The sequence below is a fragment of the Intrasporangium sp. Soil_C_50 genome, from assembly GCF_057656595.1.
Genome location: NZ_JBDGKB010000002.1, coordinates 316,449 through 337,208 on the forward strand (window position 1 = coordinate 316,449; position 20,760 = coordinate 337,208).

The 20,760-nt window shown below is 72.5% G+C and carries 21 protein-coding genes; 13 read left to right on the top strand and 8 right to left on the bottom strand.

Annotation, left to right across the window (positions count from 1 at the left end; translation table 11 throughout):
• The 5 genes from AC3A5R_RS08970 to AC3A5R_RS08990 form a co-directional block, all read left to right on the top strand.
• Positions 1–866, top strand: an 866-nt coding sequence (locus AC3A5R_RS08970) for an ABC transporter ATP-binding protein (RefSeq protein ID WP_487620404.1), incomplete at its 5' end; no start/stop codon positions are given.
• Positions 826–1,647 carry an ABC transporter permease gene (locus AC3A5R_RS08975; protein ID WP_487620405.1) on the top strand — a complete coding sequence of 274 codons (822 nt, stop codon included), beginning with the start codon at positions 826–828 and terminating at the stop codon, positions 1,645–1,647. The genes AC3A5R_RS08970 and AC3A5R_RS08975, both read left to right, overlap by 41 nt.
• A gap of 105 nt (positions 1,648–1,752) precedes the next feature.
• Positions 1,753–3,021 carry an MFS transporter gene (locus AC3A5R_RS08980; protein ID WP_487620406.1) on the top strand — a complete coding sequence of 423 codons (1,269 nt, stop codon included), beginning with the start codon at positions 1,753–1,755 and terminating at the stop codon, positions 3,019–3,021.
• A 5-nt stretch (positions 3,022–3,026) separates the two neighbouring features.
• Positions 3,027–3,797: a HipA family kinase gene (locus AC3A5R_RS08985; RefSeq protein ID WP_487620407.1), complete on the top strand. Its 771-nt coding sequence runs from the start codon at positions 3,027–3,029 to the stop codon at positions 3,795–3,797.
• Positions 3,794–4,171 (top strand): DUF3037 domain-containing protein, encoded by a 378-nt coding sequence (locus AC3A5R_RS08990; protein ID WP_487620408.1) that lies wholly within the window; start codon positions 3,794–3,796, stop codon positions 4,169–4,171. The genes AC3A5R_RS08985 and AC3A5R_RS08990 overlap by 4 nt, the downstream gene beginning before the upstream one ends.
• An 18-nt stretch (positions 4,172–4,189) precedes the next feature.
• On the opposite strand, the gene AC3A5R_RS08995 is transcribed toward AC3A5R_RS08990, so the two are convergent.
• The 5 genes from AC3A5R_RS08995 to AC3A5R_RS09015 all read right to left on the bottom strand — a co-directional run bounded on the left by AC3A5R_RS08995 (position 4,190) and on the right by AC3A5R_RS09015 (position 8,568).
• Entirely contained in the window at positions 4,190–5,008 is an 819-nt protein-coding gene (locus AC3A5R_RS08995; protein ID WP_487620409.1) for a TrmH family RNA methyltransferase, read from the bottom strand.
• Positions 5,009–5,022: 14 nt separating this feature from the next.
• Entirely contained in the window at positions 5,023–5,802 is a 780-nt protein-coding gene (locus AC3A5R_RS09000; protein WP_487620410.1) for a sulfite exporter TauE/SafE family protein, read from the bottom strand.
• A gap of 83 nt (positions 5,803–5,885) precedes the next feature.
• Entirely contained in the window at positions 5,886–7,097 is a 1,212-nt protein-coding gene (locus AC3A5R_RS09005; RefSeq protein ID WP_487620411.1) for an SPFH domain-containing protein, read from the bottom strand.
• 79 nt (positions 7,098–7,176) lie between these two features.
• On the bottom strand, positions 7,177–7,635 hold the full coding sequence (locus AC3A5R_RS09010; RefSeq protein WP_487620412.1) for an NfeD family protein: 459 nt from the start codon (positions 7,633–7,635) through the stop codon (positions 7,177–7,179).
• Between the two features lie 147 nt (positions 7,636–7,782).
• A complete protein-coding gene (locus tag AC3A5R_RS09015) occupies positions 7,783–8,568 on the bottom strand; it encodes an ABC transporter ATP-binding protein (protein WP_487620413.1) in 786 nt (261 codons plus the stop codon).
• 78 nt (positions 8,569–8,646) lie between these two features.
• On the opposite strand from AC3A5R_RS09015, the gene AC3A5R_RS09020 reads away from it, so the two are divergent.
• A complete protein-coding gene (locus AC3A5R_RS09020) occupies positions 8,647–9,411 on the top strand; it encodes a hypothetical protein (RefSeq protein ID WP_487620414.1) in 765 nt (254 codons plus the stop codon).
• Between the two features lie 12 nt (positions 9,412–9,423).
• On the opposite strand, the gene AC3A5R_RS09025 is transcribed toward AC3A5R_RS09020, so the two are convergent.
• A complete protein-coding gene (locus AC3A5R_RS09025) occupies positions 9,424–9,825 on the bottom strand; it encodes a pilus assembly protein CpaE (RefSeq protein WP_487620415.1) in 402 nt (133 codons plus the stop codon).
• 52 nt (positions 9,826–9,877) lie between these two features.
• Between AC3A5R_RS09025 and AC3A5R_RS09030 the strand changes: the two genes are divergently transcribed.
• Positions 9,878–10,609: a PIG-L deacetylase family protein gene (locus tag AC3A5R_RS09030; RefSeq protein WP_487620416.1), complete on the top strand. Its 732-nt coding sequence runs from the start codon at positions 9,878–9,880 to the stop codon at positions 10,607–10,609.
• An 11-nt stretch (positions 10,610–10,620) separates the two neighbouring features.
• On the opposite strand, the gene AC3A5R_RS09035 is transcribed toward AC3A5R_RS09030, so the two are convergent.
• Both AC3A5R_RS09035 and glgA read right to left on the bottom strand, forming a co-directional pair.
• Positions 10,621–11,538: a phosphotransferase family protein gene (locus tag AC3A5R_RS09035; RefSeq protein ID WP_487620417.1), complete on the bottom strand. Its 918-nt coding sequence runs from the start codon at positions 11,536–11,538 to the stop codon at positions 10,621–10,623.
• On the bottom strand, positions 11,538–12,740 hold the full coding sequence (gene glgA, locus AC3A5R_RS09040) for a glycogen synthase (protein ID WP_487620418.1): 1,203 nt from the start codon (positions 12,738–12,740) through the stop codon (positions 11,538–11,540). The genes AC3A5R_RS09035 and glgA overlap by 1 nt, the downstream gene beginning before the upstream one ends.
• Before the next feature lie 90 nt (positions 12,741–12,830).
• Here glgA and glgC point away from each other — a divergent pair, with 90 nt between their 5' ends.
• The 6 genes from glgC (at position 12,831) to cphA (ending at position 20,718) form a co-directional block, all read left to right on the top strand.
• Positions 12,831–14,090, top strand: a complete 1,260-nt coding sequence (gene glgC, locus AC3A5R_RS09045; RefSeq protein ID WP_487620419.1) for a glucose-1-phosphate adenylyltransferase — start codon at positions 12,831–12,833, stop codon at positions 14,088–14,090.
• Between the two features lie 11 nt (positions 14,091–14,101).
• Positions 14,102–14,548, top strand: a complete 447-nt coding sequence (locus AC3A5R_RS09050; protein WP_487620420.1) for a GNAT family N-acetyltransferase — start codon at positions 14,102–14,104, stop codon at positions 14,546–14,548.
• Between the two features lie 105 nt (positions 14,549–14,653).
• On the top strand, positions 14,654–15,508 hold the full coding sequence (locus AC3A5R_RS09055) for an LLM class F420-dependent oxidoreductase (RefSeq protein WP_487620421.1): 855 nt from the start codon (positions 14,654–14,656) through the stop codon (positions 15,506–15,508).
• Positions 15,509–15,576: 68 nt separating this feature from the next.
• Positions 15,577–16,830 carry a phosphoserine phosphatase SerB gene (gene serB / locus AC3A5R_RS09060; protein ID WP_487620422.1) on the top strand — a complete coding sequence of 418 codons (1,254 nt, stop codon included), beginning with the start codon at positions 15,577–15,579 and terminating at the stop codon, positions 16,828–16,830.
• A 9-nt stretch (positions 16,831–16,839) separates the two neighbouring features.
• Positions 16,840–17,763, top strand: coding sequence for a cyanophycinase (locus AC3A5R_RS09065; RefSeq protein ID WP_487620423.1), 924 nt, complete (start codon positions 16,840–16,842; stop codon positions 17,761–17,763).
• Positions 17,764–17,802: 39 nt separating this feature from the next.
• A complete protein-coding gene (gene cphA, locus AC3A5R_RS09070) occupies positions 17,803–20,718 on the top strand; it encodes a cyanophycin synthetase (protein WP_487620424.1) in 2,916 nt (971 codons plus the stop codon).
• Positions 20,719–20,760 lie beyond the last annotated feature (42 nt).

Below are 20,760 nucleotides of genomic sequence, written 5' to 3' on the forward strand. Positions count from 1 at the left end.
CGGCACGACGAGCGCGCAACCCGTCCCGGCCACCGCCGAGGAAACCCGGTGACGCCGTGACGGCGGTCGCGGCCCTCGACATCCGGGGCCTCGGCTACAGCTTCGGCCAGCACCGCGCCGTCGACGACCTCACCCTGGCCGTCGAGCGCGGCGAATGCTTCGGCCTGCTCGGCCCGAACGGCGCCGGCAAGACGACGACGATCCGTCTGCTCAACACGCTGCTGCCGCTCCAGGACGGCGAGGTCGAGGTCTTCGGCCACAGCGTGCGCACCGACGCCATGCGCGTCCGCCGACTCATCGGCTACGTCCCGCAGCAGCTGTCGATCGAGGGCGCGCTGACCGGCCGTGAGAACGTCGAGTGGTTCGCCCGCCTCTTCGACGTGCCCCGCCGCGAGCGCGCGACTCGCGTCGACGAGGTGCTGGACATGGTCGACCTGCGACCGGACCAGCACCGCCTCGCCTCGACGTACTCCGGCGGCATGGTCCGCCGCCTCGAGCTGGCCCAGGCCCTCGTCAACCAGCCGGCGCTGCTCGTCCTCGACGAGCCGACCGTGGGGCTGGACCCGGTGGCTCGCGACAGCGTCTGGCAGCGGGTCGACCAGATGCAGCGCGACCACGGCATGACCGTCGTGCTCACGACGCACTACATGGAGGAGGCCGACGCGCTGTGCGACCGCGTCGCCCTCATGCACCACGGCGCGCTGCGGGCCCTCGGCGCTCCTGACGACCTCAAGGCCGCGGCCGGTGAGGGCGCCACCCTCGAGGACGTCTTCCGTCACCACACCGGCGACACGCTCGAGGGCGAGCAGAAGGGAGGGCTGCGCAGTGTCCGGACAGCTCGTCGAACCGCGCGCCGCCTCGGCTGAGCGGGTGCGCCGCGCGGGGGTGCGCCTGATGGTCTCCCGGGTCGGCACGTTCTGCCTCGTCGAGCTGCAGAAGCTGCGCCACGACCGCACCGAGCTGCTGACCCGCGCCATCCAGCCGATCCTCTGGCTCGTCATCTTCGGCACGACCTTCAGCCGCATCCGGGCCATCCCGACCGGCGACGTGCCCTACCTCGACTTCCTCGCACCGGGCGTCATCGCGCAGTCGGCCCTGTTCATCGCGATCTTCTACGGCATCCAGATCATCTGGGAGCGCGACGCTGGGGTGCTGACCAAGCTGCTCGTCACCCCGACGCCGCGGGCCGCCCTCGTGACCGGCAAGGCGTTCGCTGCTGGGGTGCGCTCGGTGGCCCAGGCCGCGATCGTCGTCGTCGTGGCCGCGCTCATGGGCGTCGGCATGACGTGGAACCCGGTGCGCCTGCTCGGGGTCGTCGTCGTCGTCATGCTCGGCGCCGCGTTCTTCTCGTGCCTGTCGCTGTCGATCGCGGGGGTCGCCCTCAAGCGGGACCGGCTCATGGGCATCGGGCAGGCGATCACGATGCCGCTCTTCTTCGCCTCGAACGCCCTCTACCCCATCGAGCTCATGCCGGACTGGCTCCAGGTCGTCAGCCACGTCAACCCGTTGACCTACGAGGTGTCGGCGCTGCGCGGGCTCCTGCTCGGCACACCGACGAGCTACTGGCTGGACTGCGGGGTCCTGCTCGGCAGCGCCGTCGCCGGCATCGCGTGCGCGGCCGCGCTCATCGGCCGACTCGCCCGCTGATTCACCCGGCGGCCACCGGTTCTTCACCCGTCGCTCACCGATCCGACAGCAGGACGCGCCGCGTCCGTTCCGCGTCTGCTGGACACCGACCGTACGCTGTCCGCCGTGACCTTCCTGCGTGCGCTCTGGAGCCTGTTGCACGGGCGACGCTTCCGACGGCTCTTCGTCAGCCGCGTCACCTCGCAGGGCGCCGACGGCATCTTCCAGGTCGCCCTGGCCAGCCACGTCCTCTTCAACCCCGAGAAAGCCGCCGACGCGCGCAGCATCGCGCTCGCGTTCGCGACGGTGCTGCTCCCCTACAGCCTCCTTGGACCGTTCGTCGGCGTGCTGCTCGACCGGTGGGACCGCCGTCGGGTGCTCGTCGTCAGCCAGGCCGTGCGCGCCGCGGCGATGCTCGGCGTCGCCACGATCGTCACCGGTGCCGAGAGCGGTCCACTCTTCTTCGGGCTCGTCCTGCTCGTCTTCAGCGTCAACCGCTTCATCCTCGCCGGCCTCGGCTCGGCCATCCCGCACGTCGTCGAGCCGGACGAGCTCGTCAGCGCCAACTCCGTCGCACCGACGTGCGGCTCGCTCGCCTACCTGCTCGGTGGTGGCATCGGCACGGGCATCCGCGCGGCCGGGGGCTCGGACGTCGTCGTGGTCGTGCTCGGCGCGGCTGCGGTGCTCGTCGCGATGTGGGCGGCCGCCCGCCTCCCGAACGTCGGGCCCGACGACGTCAGCGAGTCCCCCTCGTTCGGTCACATCGCCCGGTCGGTCGTGTCCGGGTTCGTCGAGGCCGTCCGCACGGGACCGCGCCGGGCCCGCGTCCTGCTCGGGCTGGTGTTCCTGACCCGTCTGCCGTTCGGCTTCCTGCTGCTGCAGACGCTCCTGCTGTTCCGGGGCCCGTTCGAGCAGGGGCACGGCGCGCTCGGGTTCACCGTGGCGGCCGGGGCCTCGGCCCTCGGGTTCGCCTCCGCCGCCTTCGTCACCCCGTGGCTCGAGCCGCGCCTCACCGCCCTGCCGTTCGTCTCCCGCGTCCTCGCCGTCGGCGCCGCCGTGTGCGCGCTGCTCGGCCCCTTCCTGCAGCCGTGGAGCATCGTCGCCGTCGCGTTCGCCGTCGCGCTGACCTCCCAGTGCGTCAAGATCACCGTCGACTCCCTCATGCAGGCCCACGTGCCCGACCACCTTTTGGGCCGGGCCTTCTCGGCCTACGACGTCGTCTACAACGCCGGCATGGTCGCGGCGGCAGCCCTCGGCGCGGTGCTGCTGCCCGAGTCGGGGCTCGCCTGGTGGCCGCTCATCGCGTTCGCGTGCCTCTACGCCGGGGCGGCGATGTTCGTCGGACGGGCGTGGTCCGCGGCGGCACGGCTCGACGAGGAGCGGCCACTAGGCTGACGCCCGTGCTCCCCCAGCTCACCGCGACCCGCTACGTCACGCCGCTCAAGGAAGGCGGGTCGCTGCCGGGGATCGTCGAGGCCGACGACGACGGCACCTACGTGCTGAAGTTCCGCGGCGCGGGCCAGGGGCTCAAGGTGCTCGTCGCCGAAGTGCTCGTGGCCGGACTCGCACGGCTCGTCGACGTGCCCGTGCCCGACCTCGCCGTCGTGACCCTCGACCCGCGTATCGCTCGGTACGAGGCCGACGAGGAGGTCCAGGACCTGCTCACCGCGTCGGTCGGCACCAACCTCGGCGTCGACTTCCTGCCCGGTTCGCTCGGCTACGACGGGTCGCGCCCGCCGGACGCCGACCTCGCCGAGCGCATCCTGTGGCTCGACGCGCTGACCGCCAACGTCGACCGCACGTGGTCCAACCCGAACCTGCTCGTCTGGCACGGGCGCACGTGGGCCATCGACCACGGCGCCGCCCTCTACTTCCACCACTCGTGGCCGGGCCGCGCGCCCGACCCCGACCGCTTCGCGGCCCAGCCGTTCGACGCGTCGCGGCACGTGCTGCGCGAGGTCGCCGGCGACGTCGACGCCCGCCACGACGAGCTCGCGGCTCGCGTCACCCCCGACGCCGTGGCGTCGGTGCTCGCCGACGTACCCGACGAGTGGCTCGAGGACACTCCGTTCCTCACCGGCCCGGCCGAGGTGCGCGACGCCTACGTCCGGATGCTCACCGCCCGTCTCGCCAACCCGGGCGCCTGGCTGCCGACGGAGGCCGCCGCGTGAACGCCTACCAGTACGTCCTGCTGCGACTCGTGCCCCGCGTCGACCGCGAGGAGTTCATCAACGTCGGCGTCGTCCTCTACAGCCAGGACGCCGACTTCCTCGACGCCGCGTGGCAGGTCGACGAGGCGCGCGCCGCCGCACTGTGCCCGGCGTGCGACCTCGACGGCGTCCGCGCCATGCTCGAGCAGGTGCGGGCGGTGTGCCGGGGCGAGTCCGGTCGGGGTCGACCCGTGCTGGACAAGCTCGGCCAGCGCTTCGGCTGGATCATCGCCCCGCGCTCGACCGTGGTGCAGCCCGGCCCCGTCCACGGCGGGCTGTGCCACGACCCCGCCGTCGAGCTCGACCGGCTGATGACGCGCCTCGTGCGCGCCTGAGCCACAGCGCGTTCGGCGTCAGGCCCGGGCGCGCGGCCGCAGCGACCACATCGCCACGGCGCTCGCCGCGGCGACGTTGAGCGAGTCGACGCCGCCGGCCATCGGGATGCGCAGGGTGAGGTCGGCGTCGGCCACGGTGCGGTGCGACAGCCCGTCGCCCTCGGTGCCGACCACGAGGGCGAGCCGCGCGGGCGGTTCCGTCTCGAGGTCGTCGAGCGAGACCGAGTCGTCGGACAGCGCCATGGCCGCGACCGTCAGGCCGGCCTCGTGCAGCAGCCCGATCCCCTGCGGCCACGGGTCGATGCGGGTCCAGGATACTTGGAACACCGTGCCCATCGAGACCCGGATCGACCTGCGGTACAAGGGGTCCGCGCATCGCGGAGTGACGAGCACCGCGTCGACACCCAGTGCGGCGGCTGAGCGGAAGATGGCCCCGACGTTGGTGTGGTCCACGACGTCCTCGAGGACGATGACGCGGCGGGCGTCGGCGATGAGCGACTCGACGGACGGCAGCGGCGGGCGCTGCATGGCGGCCAGCGCCCCACGGTGCAGGTGGAACCCGGTGAGCTGCTCGATGACGTCGTGCTCTGCGAAGTAGACGGGCACGCCGTCGTTCTCGGCGTCGGCCACGATGTCGGCGAGGTCGTCGAGCCACCGCCGGGCCATGAGGTAGGACCGCGGCCGGTGCCCCGCCCGCAGCGCCCGCCGGATCACCTTCTGGCTCTCGGCGATGTAGAGGCCCTTCTCGGGCTCGTGCCGGCGCCGCAGCACGACATCGGTGAGGGACACGTAGTCGGCCAGGCGCGGGTCGGCGGGGTCGGAGATCTCGATCGGCACGGGAGCAGGCTAGGTCACGTGAACCAGAGGAGCCGAACCACGGCCACCACGCCGATGACGACGATCAGGGCCCGCAGCGCGTTCGGTGGGATGCGCCGGCCGATGCGCGCCCCGATGATGCCGCCGACGAAGGAGCCGGCCGCGATGAGCAGCACGATGAGCCAGTCGATGTGCTCGCGCGCGAAGAGGACGAAGACGACGGCCGCGACGAGGTTGACGATGAGGGCCAGCACGTTCTTGTAGCCGTTGAGCCGCTGGAGCGGCTCGCTGCTGAGCACGCTGAACAGCCCCATGAGGAGAACTCCCTGGGCGGCCCCGAAGTAGCCGCCGTACATGCCGGCCACGAAGACGCCGACCGCCATCGCCGGGGCGTGCCAGCGCGGGTCGCGCCCGCCGACGATGCCCTCCTCGGCGGCGGCCCGGCGCCGCTGCAGGGCCGGGCCGGCGAGGACGAGTGCGACGGCGATGACGATGAGCACCGGGACGATGGCCTTGAAGGCCTCCGGGGGCAGCACGAGCAGCAGCCCCGCGCCGGCGATCGACCCCAGGAAGGACAGCGGCATGAGGCGCCGGAGCGTCGGCCCGGCCCCGTGCAGCTCGTGGCGGTAGCCCCAGGACCCGGTCATGCCGCCGGCGACGAGGCCGATGTTGTTCGACACGTTGGCCACGAGCGGGTTGACGCCGAAGAACAGCAGCGTCGGGAACGTCAGCAGGGTGCCCGACCCGACGATGGTGTTGATGATGCCGGCACCGGTCCCGGCCAGCGCGACGACGACGGCAGACCAGAACGACACCCGGCCACCCTAGCGAGGGTGACCGGGTGTCGGCCGTCGCGTCCACGAGGGACGCGACGCGGGGTCGCGGACGCAGGGACGCGTCAGTGCTGGGCGGGCGGCTCCTGGCCGGGCTGCGGCGGGATGTCGCCCGAGGGCTGCGGCGGGGCGGCGGGCGGCTGCGCCGGAGCCTGCGCCGGAGTCTGCGCCGGAGTCTGCGACGGCGCGGCGGGCGCGCTCGGCGGCGGCGGGACCTCGCTCGCGGGGTGGATCGGCGGCTGCTGGCGCGCGACCGGTGCGGCGTGCTCGGTCGACTCGGCGCTCGCCTGGGCGGCCTGCCCGCGGGCCTCGGCGAGAGCCTTGGCCGGGTCCTCGAGGACGGTCGCGAGGAAGGCGTCGTCCACCTCGGGCTCGACCCAGCCCTCGTCGTCGCCGCCCTCGGGACGCGAGCTGCCGCCGAGGGCGTTCGAGATGCCCTTGAGGGCGTCGGTGACCTCGGACGGGATGATCCACATCTTGTTCGCGTCGCCGCGGGCGATCTGCGGCAGCACCTGCAGGTACTGGTAGGCGAGGAGACGCTGGGTCGGCTTGCCGCGGTGGATGGCCGCGAAGACCTGCTGGATGGCGCGCGCCTGGCCCTGGGCCTCGAGGATGCGGGCCTGGGCCGAGCCCTCGGCGCGCAGGATCTGGCTCTGCTTCTCACCCTCGGCGGTGAGGATCGCCGACTGCTTGACGCCCTCGGCGGTCAGGATCGCGGCGCGGCGGTCGCGCTCGGCGCGCATCTGCTTCTCCATCGAGTCCTGCACCGAGTGCGGCGGGTCGATGGCCTTGAGCTCGACGCGGTTGACGCGGATGCCCCACTTGCCGGTGGCCTCGTCGAGGACGCCGCGCAGCTGGCCGTTGATCTGGTCGCGGCTCGTCAGCGTCTGCTCGAGGTCGAGCGAGCCGATGACGTTGCGCAGCGTGGTGACCGTCAGCTGCTCGATGCCCTGGATGAAGTTGGCGATCTCGTAGACCGCGGCCTTGGCGTCGATGACCGAGTAGTAGATGACGGTGTCGATGCTGACGACGAGGTTGTCCGACGTGATGACCGGCTGCGGCGGGAAGGACACGACCTGCTCACGGAGGTCGATGTTGGCGCGCACCTTGTCGACGAACGGCACGAGGAAGTGGATGCCGGCGGTGAGCGTCTTGTTGTAGCTGCCGACGCGCTCGACGATCTGCGCGGTCTGCTGGGGCACGATCCGGACCGTGCGCAGCACGATGACGGCTGCCACGACCACGATGAGGATCGGGATGATGTATACCGGGTCCACGACCTTCTCCTTGTCTGGCCACGCGCCCCCGAGGACGCGTGGTCGCTTGCCCGGACCGGTCGGCCCGGGCGTCGAACGCTCAGCCGCCGACGATGTGCGCGCGGCTGACGATGACGGTGGCGCCGTCGATGGAGTCGACGACGACCTCCTCACCCGGCTCGATGCTGTCCCCGAGCGTGCGGGCCGACCACTCCTCGCCCGCGAGCTTGACCCGGCCACCGGCCGGGGTCACGTGGTCGAGGACGACGGCGGAGCGGCCGACGTTGGCGGCGGCGCCCATGATCTGTGTCGGGGCGCGGGTGTTGAGGCGGTTCTTGAGCCAGGGGCGCACGATGGCGAGCAGCGCCACGGCCACGAGGGCCGCGACGATGGCCTGGACGGCCGGCGGCGCACCGAGGGCCGCGGCGACCGAGCCGCCGACCGCGCCACCGGCGAGCATGAGGAACGTGAAGTCGACGGTGGCCGTCTCGATGGCGACGAGGACGAGCGCCACCCCCAGCCAGACCATCCACGCGTAGCCCTCGGACACCCCGTCCACCCCGTCTCGTCGAGCCGGCGCCGTGAGGTCACCGACGTCTCGTGCGTCACTCCTGTGACGTTCACAAGTCTGCCTCAGTTCCCTCCGGGTACGAACGTCCGCGCCCGGTCGCGACCGGAGCGTTACCCGGCGTGGAGCAGGGGGACCTCAGGAGCGGGCGCGAGCCGACCAGCGGTCGCCGTGCTGCTCGAGGACGAGCGGCAGCCCGAACGTCTCGGAGAGGTTCTCCTCGGTGAGCGTCAGCGGGATCGGGCCGGCGGCGACGACCCGGCCGTCGCGGATCATCAGCACGTCGGTGAACGACGGCGGGATCTCCTCGACGTGGTGGGTCACGAGCACGAGCGCGGGAGCCTCGGTGTCGGCGGCGAGGTGGCCGAGGCGGCGCACGAGGTCCTCGCGCCCGCCGAGGTCGAGACCGGCCGCGGGCTCGTCGAGCAGCATCAGCTCGGGGTCGGTCATGAGGGCGCGGGCGATCTGCACGCGCTTGCGCTCCCCCTCGCTCAGGGTGCCGTAGCGGCGGTCGGCCAGGTGGTCGGCGCCGAGGGCCTTGAGCAGCTCCATGGCGCGCACGTAGTCGACGGTGTCGTAGGACTCGCGCCAGCGGCCGATGATGCCGTACGAAGCGGTGACGACGACATTGCCGACGAGCTCGTCCCCGGGGATGCGCTCGGCCATCGCCGCGCTGGCCAGGCCGATGCGGGGCCGCAGCTCGAAGACGTCGACCGCGCCCAGCACCTCGCCGAGCACTCCTGCGACACCGGTCGTCGGGTGCATCCGCGCCGCGGCGACCTGCAGCAGCGTCGTCTTGCCGGCGCCGTTGGGGCCGAGCACGACCCAGCGCTCACCCTCCTCGACCTCCCACGAGACGTCGTCGAGCAGCGTCGTGGGTCCACGTCGGACGCTGACACCGGCGAGGGCGAGGACGTCGCTCATGGCTCGACCCTATGGCACGGGCCCCGCGGCTCGGACGCGCCACCCTGCCCGCAGCGGGGCCCGCCCTACGATGGCGGGGTGTCCGAGCTGCCCGCATCCGTGCGCCTGGCGCTCTGGGTCACGGCCTCGTGGCGCGGCGACGTCACGACGACCGAGGCACTGCAGCGCTCCTTCCCCGACCTCGACCACGTGGCCGGCGACCTGCGACGGATCGACGTGTGGCACGACCTCGGCGAACGCGCCCTCTTCGTCGCACTCCCCCGTCCGGGAGACCTCAGCCGGATGCCGAAGGGGTCCCCCGCTGGGGCCGCCCACGCCGCAGAGTCGGGCGAGTGCGTCTTCGTCGCCGGCATCGGTGGCGTCCTCGTGCCCACGCTGTCGGAGTTCGGACCGGACGACGACCTCGGCTACCGCGCGGACTGGACGGCCTACGAGGCCGACCCGATCCCCCGGCACCGGCTCGAGATGCTGGACCTGCGCGAGATCGAGCGTGGTCTCCTCCAGTCGCTGCGGGCGCACACGGACCGCTTCGAGGAGGTGGGCGGCCATCCGTGGGGGCCCGAGGCGAGGGCGGAGGCGGAGTCCGACCTCGACGCGTCGATCTGGGGCGTCCCCGAGGGCACGCCCGGCCGCGCGCTGCGCCTCATGTCGCTCGCCTCGAGCGTGTCGCGCCTCGCGCACCGGACGTCCGGGCTGACCGGGCTCGGCAGCTCGGGCGTCGACGCCGGCACGACGACCACCCGGGAGCTGCTCCTGCGTGACCTCGCCGCCGACGCCGACACGGCGCTGGCCGACGCGACGAACGTCGCCGTCATGTCCCTCGCCGGCTGGCGCCCCGCCTGAGGGCGACCACCCTCAACCGGTCAGGCGCTCGAGCAGCGCTCTCGCGTAGGCGCGTTCGGCGTCGATGTCGACGTGACGCTCCTGATTTCCCGACGCGTCGCGGACGACCACGGCGAAGCCGCCCTCGAGCCGCTCGAGCGCGACGAAGGCCTCGCCGAGCAGGTCGCGCAGCTGCTCCTCGCGAGGCAGCCACACCACCTTGTCCTGCTCGACGCTGTCGAGGGCCCACTCGGTCGTGCCGTTGAAGCCGATGACGTCACCGGTGGCGAAGTGGTGGACGTCGACGGTGAGGTCGCTGATGACGAAGACCTCCTCCTCCATGCCGTCGACCGGGACGACGAACCGGTCGCCCGAGCGCGGTTCCCAGGACAGGCCGGCCACGGAGAGCCGGCGTGCGAGGTCGAGGGTGAGCATGCCCCATCCTCACATCCCCCGCGGGCGCCGCCAAGGTCCCTAGATTGGGCTCATGACGACGCCGCCCGAGCTGGCCCCCCTCGACGAGTCCGCCTTCGACACCGTGCTCTGCGTCGTGGCCCACCCGGACGACCTCGAATACGGCACGGCCGCAGCCGTCGACAAGTGGGTGCGGGCCGGCAAGACCGTGACCTACCTGCTCGCGACGCGGGGGGAGGCCGGCATCGACACGATGCCCCCGGACGAGGCCGGTCCGCTGCGCGAGCGCGAGGAGCGGGCGGGCGCGGCCCATGTGGGGGTCGAGGTCGTCGAGTTCCTCGACGGCTTCACCGACGGCGCCGTCGAGTACGGCCTGCCGCTGCGTCGGGCCATCGCGCGCGAGATCCGGATCCGGCGCCCCGGCATCGTCGTCGCCCAGACCTACGCCGACCGCTTCCCGGGTGGCTGGAGCAACCAGGCCGACCACCGCGCCGTCGGCCTCGCCACCATCGACGCCAAGGCCGACGCCGGCAACCGGTGGATCTTCCCGGAGCTCGTCGAGGAGGGCCACGAGCCCTGGAGCGCCAAGCAGGTGCTGGTCATCGGCGACCCCGAGCCGACCCACTGGGTCGACGTGTCAGGTCACTTCGAGGCGGCCGTGGCCTCGCTCTCGGCGCACGACGAGTACCTGTCGGCCCTCGGACCCGACTACCCGGCCCCGCGCGACCTGCTCGGCATGATCCTCGGGGGCCCCTCCGAGCACCTCGGCGTGGAGCACGCCGTGGTGGGCCGTCTCTTCGGCTGACCCAGTGGGTGTCAACGCGGGACGATGCGCTGCAGGAGCGCTCGTGCCGGGGCGGCACGCCGGTCCGCCGACGCGTCCGGGGCGGTGAGGGCACGCTGCCTCAGCGACCCGGAACACGCGACGACGAACCGTGTTGCCTCGTAAGGCAGCCCGGTCAGGATGCCCGTCGCCAGATCGACCGCGGTCCGCGGACCGCCGACGTGGCCGGACACGACGATGTCGAGGGCCAGCAGCGCGCTGTCGGTCCACACGGCGCCCTTCGATGCCAAGGCCCATCCGACCAGCCGGACGTCGTCGTCTCGGCCGACGAGGTTCGCACAGCGCGGGTCGAGGTGCACGAGGCGGTCGCCGGCGGACCACCGGCGCCACCCGTCCGACATCGCCACGAGGGCAGGCAGCATCACCAGGTCCGCGTCGTCGAGTCGGTGGGCAGGCCCGGACGCCAAGGAAGCCCACGCGTCGAGGCCGTGAAGGTGCTCCGCGGCGTCGGGCAGCTCCCGCGGCGCGACGTGGGACGCCGTCGCCTCGATGACGTCACGCGCGGCCGCGATCCCCTGCGAACGCCACGGCGGCCCGAGGTCGTCGTGCGGGAGCGCCTCGCGGGCGAGGGCGACCCAGTCCTCGCGCCGGGCGCGGGCCAGCAGGCGCGCGTGCGGCACGGACGACGGCAGCACGGCTAGCACAGCGGCCTCGCGCTCGATACGTTCGGCCACACGCGGATCCGTCGGTGCCGCAACGGCTTCGACGTGCACACGCCGGCCGTCGTCGAGGTCGAGGAGGGCGACGACCTCGCCCGGTGCGGCACCTGCGACGGAGCCGCGGACATCCTCATGGGCCACGACTGCGGCACCCAGCGACCGCTCGAGGGCTCGGACGAGGGCGGGCGGCGCGTCGGCCCAGCCGCTGCCCGCGGTGGAGCCTCGGGGCATCAGCGCCCGAGCACCTGCTGGTACACCTCGAGCGTGCGGTCGCCGATGGACGCCCACGAGAACGACTCGACGGCACGCACCCGCCCGGCCCGACCGCGCTCGCGGGCCCTCTCGACGTCGGACACCGCGTCGGTCAACGTCGCCGCGAGGTCGGCGACGAAACGGTCGGGGTCGACCGGTGTGCCGGTGCCGTCCTGCACCTGGTCGATCGGCACCAGCCAGCCGGTCTCGCCATCGACGACGACCTCCGGGATGCCACCGGTCGCCGTCGCGACGACGGCCAGCTCGCACGCCATCGCCTCGAGGTTGACGATGCCGAGCGGCTCGTACACCGACGGGCACACGAACACCGTGCCGTGGCTGAGCAGGGCGACCACCTCGGACCGCGGCAGCATCTCGGCGATCCAGACGACGCCCTCGCGCCGGGCCTTGAGGTCGTTCATGAGCCCCTCGACCTCAGCCATGATCTCCGGTGTGTCCGGGGCCCCGGCGCACAGCACGAGCTGGACCTCCGGCGGCAGCTCGGCGCAGGCCCGGAGCAGGTAGGGCAGACCCTTCTGCCTGGTGATGCGCCCGACGAACACGACCGAGGGCCGGTCGGGGTCGACGCCGTGGCGCTGGACCGTCGCCCGCGCCGTGTCGGAGCGGTCAGGGGACCACCGCTGTGCGTCGATCCCGTTGTGCACCACGTGGACCCGCGCGGGATCGAGCGACGGGTAGCTCTTGAGGATGTCCTCGCGCATGCCAGCGCTGACGGCGACGACACCGGCCGAGGCCTCGTACGCGGTGCGTTCGGCCCACGACGAGACGCGGTACCCGCCACCGAGCTGCTCGGCCTTCCACGGGCGCATCGGCTCGAGGGAGTGCGCGGTGACGACGTGCGGCATGCCGCCGAGGAGCGAGGCGAGATGGCCGCCCATGTTGGCGTACCACGTGTGCGAGTGGACGATGTCGGCCCCGACGCAGTCGCCGGCCATGCCGAGGTCGACGCCCAGGGTCTGCAGGGCCGCGTTCGCAGAGGCCAGCTCGGGCAGGTCGGGATAGGCCGTCGTGCCGGGCTCGTCGCGCGGGGCACCGAAGCAGCGGACCTGCACCTCGAGGTCGCCGCGGGCCCGCAGGGCCCGGACGAGCTCGGCGACGTGGACGCCTGCTCCCCCGTAGATCGCCGGCGGGTACTCCTTGCTGAGGATGTCGACGCGCACGTTCGCAGACTAGTCCCGCCGCTCGGGACGGCAACTGTTTGTTCGTGGCACAACCTGCCGGGTCCCCGGCCGCTGGCCTACTGTGGCGACATGGCCCGACGAAGCCCTGCCGCAGGTCCGAAAGTGCTCGCGATCGTGCTCGCCGGAGGTGAGGGCAAGCGCTTGATGCCGTTGACGGCGGACCGGGCCAAACCAGCCGTGCCCTTCGCCGGCATCTACCGGCTCATCGACCTCGCCCTGTCCAACGTCGTCAACTCCGGCTACCTGCAGGTGGTCGTGCTGACCCAGTACAAGTCGCACAGCCTCGATGCCCACGTGACGAAGACGTGGCGCATGTCGACGCTCCTCGGCAACTACGTCACGACGGTCCCGGCCCAGCAACGGGTCGGCAAGAACTGGTACCTCGGCAGCGCCGATGCCATCTTCCAGAGCCTCAACCTCATGCACGACGAGCGCCCCGACATCGTCGTCGTCGTCGGCGCCGACCACGTGTACCGCATGGACTTCAGCGAGATGGTCGAGCAGCACATCGAGTCGGGCGCCGCGTGCACCGTCGCCGCCATCCGCCAGCCGATCTCGCTCGCCGACCAGTTCGGTGTCATCGAGGTCGACGACGCCGACCCCAAGAAGATCGCCGCCTTCCTCGAGAAGCCGAAGGACCCGAAGGGCCTGCCCGACAACGAGCACGAGGTGCTTGCGTCGATGGGCAACTACGTCTTCACCGCCTCGGCGCTCGAGGAGGCCGTCACGACCGACCACGACAACGACGCGAGCAACCACGACATGGGCGGCGACATCGTGCCGTACTTCGTGGGGCGCGGCGAGGCCGGCGTCTACGACTTCAAGGACAACGACGTCCCCGGCTCGACCGACCGCGACCGCGGCTACTGGCGCGACGTCGGCACCATCGAGTCCTACTACGACGCCCACATGGACCTCGTCTCGATCCACCCGGTCTTCAACCTCTACAACTACGAGTGGCCGATCTACACCCAGCACACGCCCTACCCGCCGGCGAAGTTCGTCCACGGCAGCGGAGACCGCATCGGCGAGGCGCTCAACTCGGCCGTCTCCCCCGGCGTCGTCGTCTCGGGCGCGCACGTCTACGCGTCGGTGCTCTCGCCACTCGTCCACGTGCACTCCTACGCGAGCATCCAGGGCTCGGTCATCCTCGACGGCGTCGAGGTGGGGCGGCACGCGCAGATCCGCCGGGCCATCATCGACAAGAACGTCGTCATACCGGAGGGTTGCCAGATCGGCATCGACCACGAGCACGACCGCGCCCGCGGCTTCCACGTCACCGAGACCGGCATCGTCGTCGTCGGCAAGGGCCAGGTCGTCACCCGTTGACCGTCCGGATCGTGCGGGCCTCCCCCGCCCACCTCCTCGAGGTGGGCGGGCTGCGCTGGGACGACGCCACCGGCGCGGGTGTCGAGACCGGCACGACCCGGCAGGCCTTCGCCGAACGGTTCCGCGACTGGGCCGAGGCGCACTCGGCCAGCCACCACGGCCTCGTCGGGGTCGACGCCATGGACGGCAGGGTCCTCGCCTTCGGCTTCCTCGCCGTGACTCCCCGCGTACCCACCGCCGAACGGCACGAGCGGACCTGCGCCGACGTGCAGTCGGTGTGGGTGGCGCCGGACCGCCGCGGGGACGGCGTCGGAGGGCGGCTCGTCACGGCGCTGCTCGACCTCGCCCACGAGCTCGGGGCCGAGCACGTGACCGTGCACTCGAGCCCTCGCGCGGTGGCGCTCTACGAGCGCGTCGGGTTCGTCCACGACCGCGAGCTGCTCAACCACGTGCCCTGAGACCCGGCGGGGCCCGGTGCGAGGATGGGGCGCGCCCGCCGGCACCTGCCTGCCGTCGCCACCCGTCGCCACCCGTCGCCACCCGTCATCGTCCGCGGAGGACCCATGAGCGCCCAGAACGATGTGAGCACGCCCCCCAGCGCCGCCGACCCGCGGCCCGCGCGCGTCGGCATCCAGATCCCGCCACAGCACGCGACGTGGGAGCAGATCCGCCGAACCGCAGCGACGCTCGAGGAGATGGGCGTCGACCTGCTCCTCAACTGGGACCACTTCTACCCGCTCAGCGGCGACCGCGGCGGGATGCACTTCGAGTGCTGGACGATGCTCGGCGCGTGGGCCGCCTCGACCGAGCGCGTCGAGATCGGCGCGCTCGTCACGTGCAACAGCTACCGCAACCCGAACCTGCTGGCCGACATGGCTCGAACCGTCGACCACATGAGCGGCGGCCGCCTCGTCCTCGGCATCGGGTCCGGGTGGGCCCAGCTCGACTACGACGAGTACGGCTACGAGTTCGGCACCGCGGGAGGCCGACTCGACGACCTCGCCCGCGACCTGCCGGTCATCCGCGACCGCTGGACCCGCCTCAACCCGCCGCCCACCCGCGACATCCCGATCCTCATCGGCGGTGGAGGCGAGAAGAAGACGCTGCGCATCGTCGCCGAGCACGCCGACATCTGGCACGGCTTCGGCGACGCCGACGAGATCGCCCACAAGCACCGCGTGCTCGACGAGTGGTGCCGGCGGCGCGGACGCGACCCGCTCGAGATCGAGCGCTCGGCCGGCGTCGCGTTCGTGCCCGGGCGCAACCCCGACCAGCGGGCCGACTACGCGGGCAACGCGGCCCGGCTCCACGCCATCGGCACCCGCCTGTTCACCGCGAGCGTGGCGGCCGCCGACCCCGACCTCGGACGCGTCCGTGACCTGCTGCAGTGGCGCGACGAGGTCAACACGCGCCGATGAGCCAGCACGCACGGGCCGCATGCCGGAAGGCGAGACTCCCGCACGGCGCCGCTCGTTAGCCTGACGAGGTGACCGACGCGAGCATCCCCGAGGCCATCCCCCCGACCGGCGCCACCCTGAGCGTCACCGTGACCGGCCAGGACCGCCCCGGTGTCACGGGCGGCCTGCTCAGCGCGCTCTCCGGCGTCGGTGCCGAGCTGCTCGACATCCAGCAGGTGGCGGTGCAGGGCCATTTGACCCTGACGATCCTGCTGCGCGCGGGCGACCACGCCGACCGACTGCGCGACGCCGCCGCCGTCGCGGCGCACCGGCTCGGGCTGACGCTGTCGGTCGTCGAGGGCTCCGGCGACAACCCGCGCTCCCGTCAGGGCCGAGCGGCGGTCGTCGTGCTCGGTGCCCCGCTGCGCGCCGACGCCGTGTCGCTCGTGACGACCCACATCGCCGCGCACGGCGCGAACATCGACCGCATCCGGCGCCTCTCGCGCTACCCGGTCACGACGGTCGAGTTCGACATCTCCGGCGCCGACGTCCCCTCGCTGCGCACCGAGCTGACGCTCGTGGCCGCGAGCGAGGGCATCGACGTCGCCGTGGCCCCCGGCGGCCTGGCCCGTCGCGGACGTCGCCTCGTCGTGCTCGACGTCGACTCGACGCTCATCCAGCAGGAGGTCATCGAGCTGCTCGCCTCGCACTGCGGCCGCGAGGCCGAGGTGGCCGAGGTGACGGCGCGCGCCATGGCGGGCGAGCTCGACTTCGAGGAGTCGCTGCGGGCCAGGGTCGCCACCCTTGCGGGCCTGCCCGAGTCGGTCCTCGGCGAGGTGCGCGACTCGGTCGTGCTGACGCCGGGGGCCCGCACGCTCGTGCGTACGCTCAAGCGGCTCGGCTTCACCGTCGGGCTCGTCAGCGGCGGGTTCATCGAGATCGTCGGCACGCTCGCCGACGATCTCGGCATCGACCACGCCCGGGCCAACCGCCTCGAGATCGAGGACGGGGTCCTCACCGGGCGCGTCGTCGGCGAGGTCGTCGACCGGGCCGGCAAGGCCCGCGCGCTGCGCGAGTTCGCCGAGGCCGAGGGCCTGCCGCTGAGCCGCACCGTGGCCATCGGAGACGGCGCCAACGACCTCGACATGCTCGACATCGCCGGGCTCGGTGTCGCCTTCAACGCCAAACCCCTTGTGCGCGAACAGGCCCAGACCTCGGTCAACGTGCCCTACCTCGACTCCGTCCTCTACCTGCTCGGCATCTCGCGCGAGGAGATCGAGGACGCCGACCTCTCCGACGGCACGCCGACCCAGGCTCCGCCCGTGCCGCACGGCGGTCACTAGGCTGGGCCGATGCAGAGCATCCCGCCGCCCGACCCGGCCCCGCCCACGGGTGGCGTGCGCCGGACGCTGCTCGTCATCGGCGGCGCCGAGGACCGCCTCGGCCGTTCGGTGGTGCTCAAGCGCTTCGTCCGCCTCGCCGGCGGGCGCTCGTCGCGGATCGTCGTCATCCCCACGGCGTCGTCGTACGCCGACGAGGTGTCCGAGTCCTACCGCGACGCCTTCACCCGCCTGCGCGGCGGCGACGTGTCCGTCGTGCACCCCGAGACCCGTCGCGACGCGGGCTCGCCCGACATGGTGGCCGCGCTCGACGCCGCCACCGGCGTCTTCCTCACCGGCGGCAGCCAGGTCAAGCTCGCCCAGAACGTCGTCGGCACCCCCGTCGGCGACGCCGTCGTGCGCGCCTACGAACGGGGCGCCGTCGTTGCCGGCACGTCGGCGGGCGCCTCGATCCTCAGCCGCTTCATGATCTCCCTCGGCGACGAGGGGCTGACGCCGCGCCAGCGCTCCAGCCAGATCTCGGCCGGCCTCGGGCTCGTCGAGGACGCGATCATCGACCAGCACTTCGACCAGCGCGGCCGCTACGGACGCCTCATGTCGATGGTCGCCGCCTCCCCCAACCTGCTCGGCATCGGCATCGACGAGAACACGGCCGCCGAGATCCGCGACGGCCGCCGTCTCACCGTGCTCGGGGCGGGCTCCATCTTCGTCGTCGACGCCCGCAACGCCATCACCGACGCCGCCGACGCCCGACGCGGGGCACCCCTGCTCGTCTCGGGTGCGGTGGTGCACTCGCTGCCGACCGGCAGTACGTTCGACCTCGAGCACGTCGAGCTGACGGCGTTCGTCGAGCGGCACCCTGACATCGAGGGCGCCGTCGTGCCGGCCAAGGACCGCGCGGCACGCTCGGCCCACGGCAGCTCCACCGTCCGCTGAGATCCCCGACTCTCTCTCCCGACCACCAGGAGGAATGCGATGGCCGTCGAGGTCCCGACCCCCACCGGACCCGCCCGTCCCGACCTGACGATCCTCGAGACGCGGATCTACCGCGGCCCCAACGTCTGGTCCTACCAGCAGGCCGTCCACCTCGTCGTCGACCTCGGCAGCCTCGAGGAGTACCCGACGGTGTCGCTGCCGGGCTTCACCGAGCGGCTCCTCGAGGCCGTGCCGGGCCTGGAGAACCACACGTGCTCGCGCGGCCGCAAGGGCGGCTTCATCGAACGGCTCCAGGAGGGCACCTGGCTCGGGCACGTCGCCGAGCACGTCGCGCTCCAGCTCCAGACGCTCGCCGGGCACGACTCGCGCCGGGGCAAGACCCGCGGCGTCAAGGGCCACCCGGGTCGCTACGACGTCGTCTACGCCTACACCGACGAGACCGTCGGCGTCGCGGCCGGGCGCCTCGCCGTCCGCCTCATCAACCACCTGGTGCAGGCCGAGGACGGCTTCGACTTCGACGCCGCCTTCCACGACTTCCTCCGGCAGGCCGAGCGGGTCGCCTTCGGGCCGTCCACCTCGGCGATCCTCGAGGAGGCGGCCTCCCGCGACATCCCCTTCATCCGGCTCAACACCGGCTCGCTCGTCCAGCTCGGCCAGGGCGTGCACGCCCAGCGCATCCGCGCGACGATGACGAGCCGCACGGGGGCCCTCGCCGTCGACATCGCCGGCGACAAGGACCTCACGACCAAGCTGCTCGGGTCGGCCGGGCTCCCGGTGCCGAAGCAGGAGTCGGTCCGCACCCTGCGCGGCGCGGTCGAGGCCGCCCGGCGCATCGGCTTCCCCGTCGTCGTCAAGCCGCTCGACGGCAACCACGGCCGCGGGGTGTGCCTCGACCTGCGCAGCGACGAGGACGTCGAGAAGGCCTTCGACATCGCCAAGGAGCAGTCGCGCCGGGGCACGATCATCGTCGAGTCGTTCGTCACCGGCCGCGACTACCGGTGCCTCATCGTCGGCGGCCGGATGCAGGCCATCGCCGAGCGCGTGCCGGCCCATGTCGTCGGCGACGGCGCGCACACCGTCGCGGAGCTCGTCGACACGACCAACGCCGACCCCCGGCGCGGCGTCGGGCACGAGAAGGTCCTGACGAAGATCCGCGTCGACGACAACGCGCTCGACGTCCTTGCGGCACAGGGGTACTCGCTCGACTCCGTCCCGCCGGAGGGTGAGATGGTCAAGCTCGCCCTCACCGGCAACATGTCGACCGGCGGCATCTCCATCGACCGCACCTTCGACGCGCACCCCGACAACGTCGAGATCGCCGAGGAGGCCGCGCGCATCGTCGGCCTCGACGTCGCCGGCATCGACTTCATCTGCCCCGACATCACCTACCCCGTGCGCGAGACCGGCGGTGCGATCTGCGAGGTCAACGCCGCGCCGGGCTTCCGGATGCACACCCACCCGACCGTCGGCGAGCCGCAGTTCATCGCCAAGCCGGTCGTCGACCTCCTCTTCCCGCCGGGCACGCCCTCGCGCGTGCCGATCGTCGCCGTCACCGGCACGAACGGCAAGACGACGACCTCGCGGATGATCGCCCACATCTTCAAGGGCCTCGGCCGCAAGGTCGGCATGACCTCGACCGACGGCGTCGTCATCGACGAGCGCCTCGTCATCAAGGCCGACGCGTCTGGCCCCCGGTCGGCGCGGATGGTGCTGCAGAACCCGCGCGTCGACTTCGCCGTCATGGAGGTGGCCCGCGGCGGCATCCTGCGCGAGGGCCTCGGCTATGACCGCAACGACATCGCGGTCGTCACGAACATCGCGCCCGACCACCTCGGCATGAAGGGCATCGACACCCTGCGCCAGCTCGCCGACGTCAAGGCCGTCATCGTCGAGGCCGTGCCGCGCGACGGCTTCGCCGTGCTCAACGCCGACGACCCGCACGTGCGCAACATGCGGCGCCGCTGCTCGGGCGGAATCGTCTGGTTCACCATGTCCGAGCCCGGCAGCGAGGTGCGCGAGCTCGTCGACGACCACTGCCGCCGGGGCGGGCGGGCCATCGTGCTCGAGCCGAGCGAGCGCGGCGAGATGATCGTCATCAAGCACGGGCGCCGCAGCATGCAGCTCGCGTGGACCCACCTGCTGCCCTCGACGTTCGGTGGGGCGGCTCGCTTCAACGTGGCCAACGCCCTCGCCGCAGCCGGTGCGGCCTTCGCGGCCGGCGCTCCGCTGCACGACATCCGCCAGGGCCTGCGCACCTTCGCCACGACCTACTACCTGTCCCCCGGGCGCCTCAACCTCGTGCAGGTGGGCAATGCCGACGTGTTCGTCGACTACTGCCACAACGCGGCCGGCATGAAGGAGCTCGGCACGTTCGTCGACCGGTACGCCGAGCAGAAGCGCGGCCAGGCCGACCTGTCGCGGGTCTCACGCATCGGCATGATCGGTGCCGCGGGTGACCGCCGCGACGACGACATCCGCGAGCTCGGCGAGGTCGCCGCGCACCACTTCGACGTCCTCGTCGTCCGTGAGGACGCCCGCCTGCGCGGCCGCCGCCCCGGCGAGTCCGCCCAGCTCGTCGCGGAGGGAGCGCGCAAGGCCATGGCCGACGGCGCGCGGTGCCGCCAGGTCGAGATCGTCCTCGACGAGCTCGAGGCGACGCGGCACGTGCTCGGGCGCACCAACCCCGGCGACGTCGTCGTCATGTGCGTCGACAACCACGCCCGCGTCGTCGCCGAGCTCGAGGATCGCACCAAGTCGGCCCAGGCCGGCGCGCGACTCGGTGCCCCCGGGGCCGCCACGAGCGACCCCGACCTCGACCCGAGCACCCTGACCGAGACCGCCGAGGCGGAGGGCACCGAGGCCGAGGAGGAGGCGCTCGGCGCGATCCCCGGCGAGGCCACGGGCGAGGCGTCCACCGGCAGCACCGTCGACCAGGCCGACGACACCGCCGTCTGACCGACGCCGTTCGGCTGGAACCCGCGCCACGGCGCGGTTCCA

What these genes read in the sequence shown, in the direction of transcription:
- AC3A5R_RS09055 (WP_487620421.1), top strand. Translation starts at nt 14,654, where the DNA reads ATGAGCGCCCAGAACGATGTGAGCACGCCCCCCAGCGCCGCCGACCCG.
- glgC (WP_487620419.1), top strand. Translation starts at nt 12,831, where the DNA reads ATGGCCCGACGAAGCCCTGCCGCAGGTCCGAAAGTGCTCGCGATCGTG.
- AC3A5R_RS09025 (WP_487620415.1), bottom strand. Translation starts at nt 9,825, where the DNA reads ATGCTCACCCTCGACCTCGCACGCCGGCTCTCCGTGGCCGGCCTGTCC.
- AC3A5R_RS09065 (WP_487620423.1), top strand. Translation starts at nt 16,840, where the DNA reads ATGCAGAGCATCCCGCCGCCCGACCCGGCCCCGCCCACGGGTGGCGTG.
- AC3A5R_RS09035 (WP_487620417.1), bottom strand. Translation starts at nt 11,538, where the DNA reads ATGCCCCGAGGCTCCACCGCGGGCAGCGGCTGGGCCGACGCGCCGCCC.
- AC3A5R_RS09015 (WP_487620413.1), bottom strand. Translation starts at nt 8,568, where the DNA reads ATGAGCGACGTCCTCGCCCTCGCCGGTGTCAGCGTCCGACGTGGACCC.
- cphA (WP_487620424.1), top strand. Translation starts at nt 17,803, where the DNA reads ATGGCCGTCGAGGTCCCGACCCCCACCGGACCCGCCCGTCCCGACCTG.
- AC3A5R_RS09030 (WP_487620416.1), top strand. Translation starts at nt 9,878, where the DNA reads ATGACGACGCCGCCCGAGCTGGCCCCCCTCGACGAGTCCGCCTTCGAC.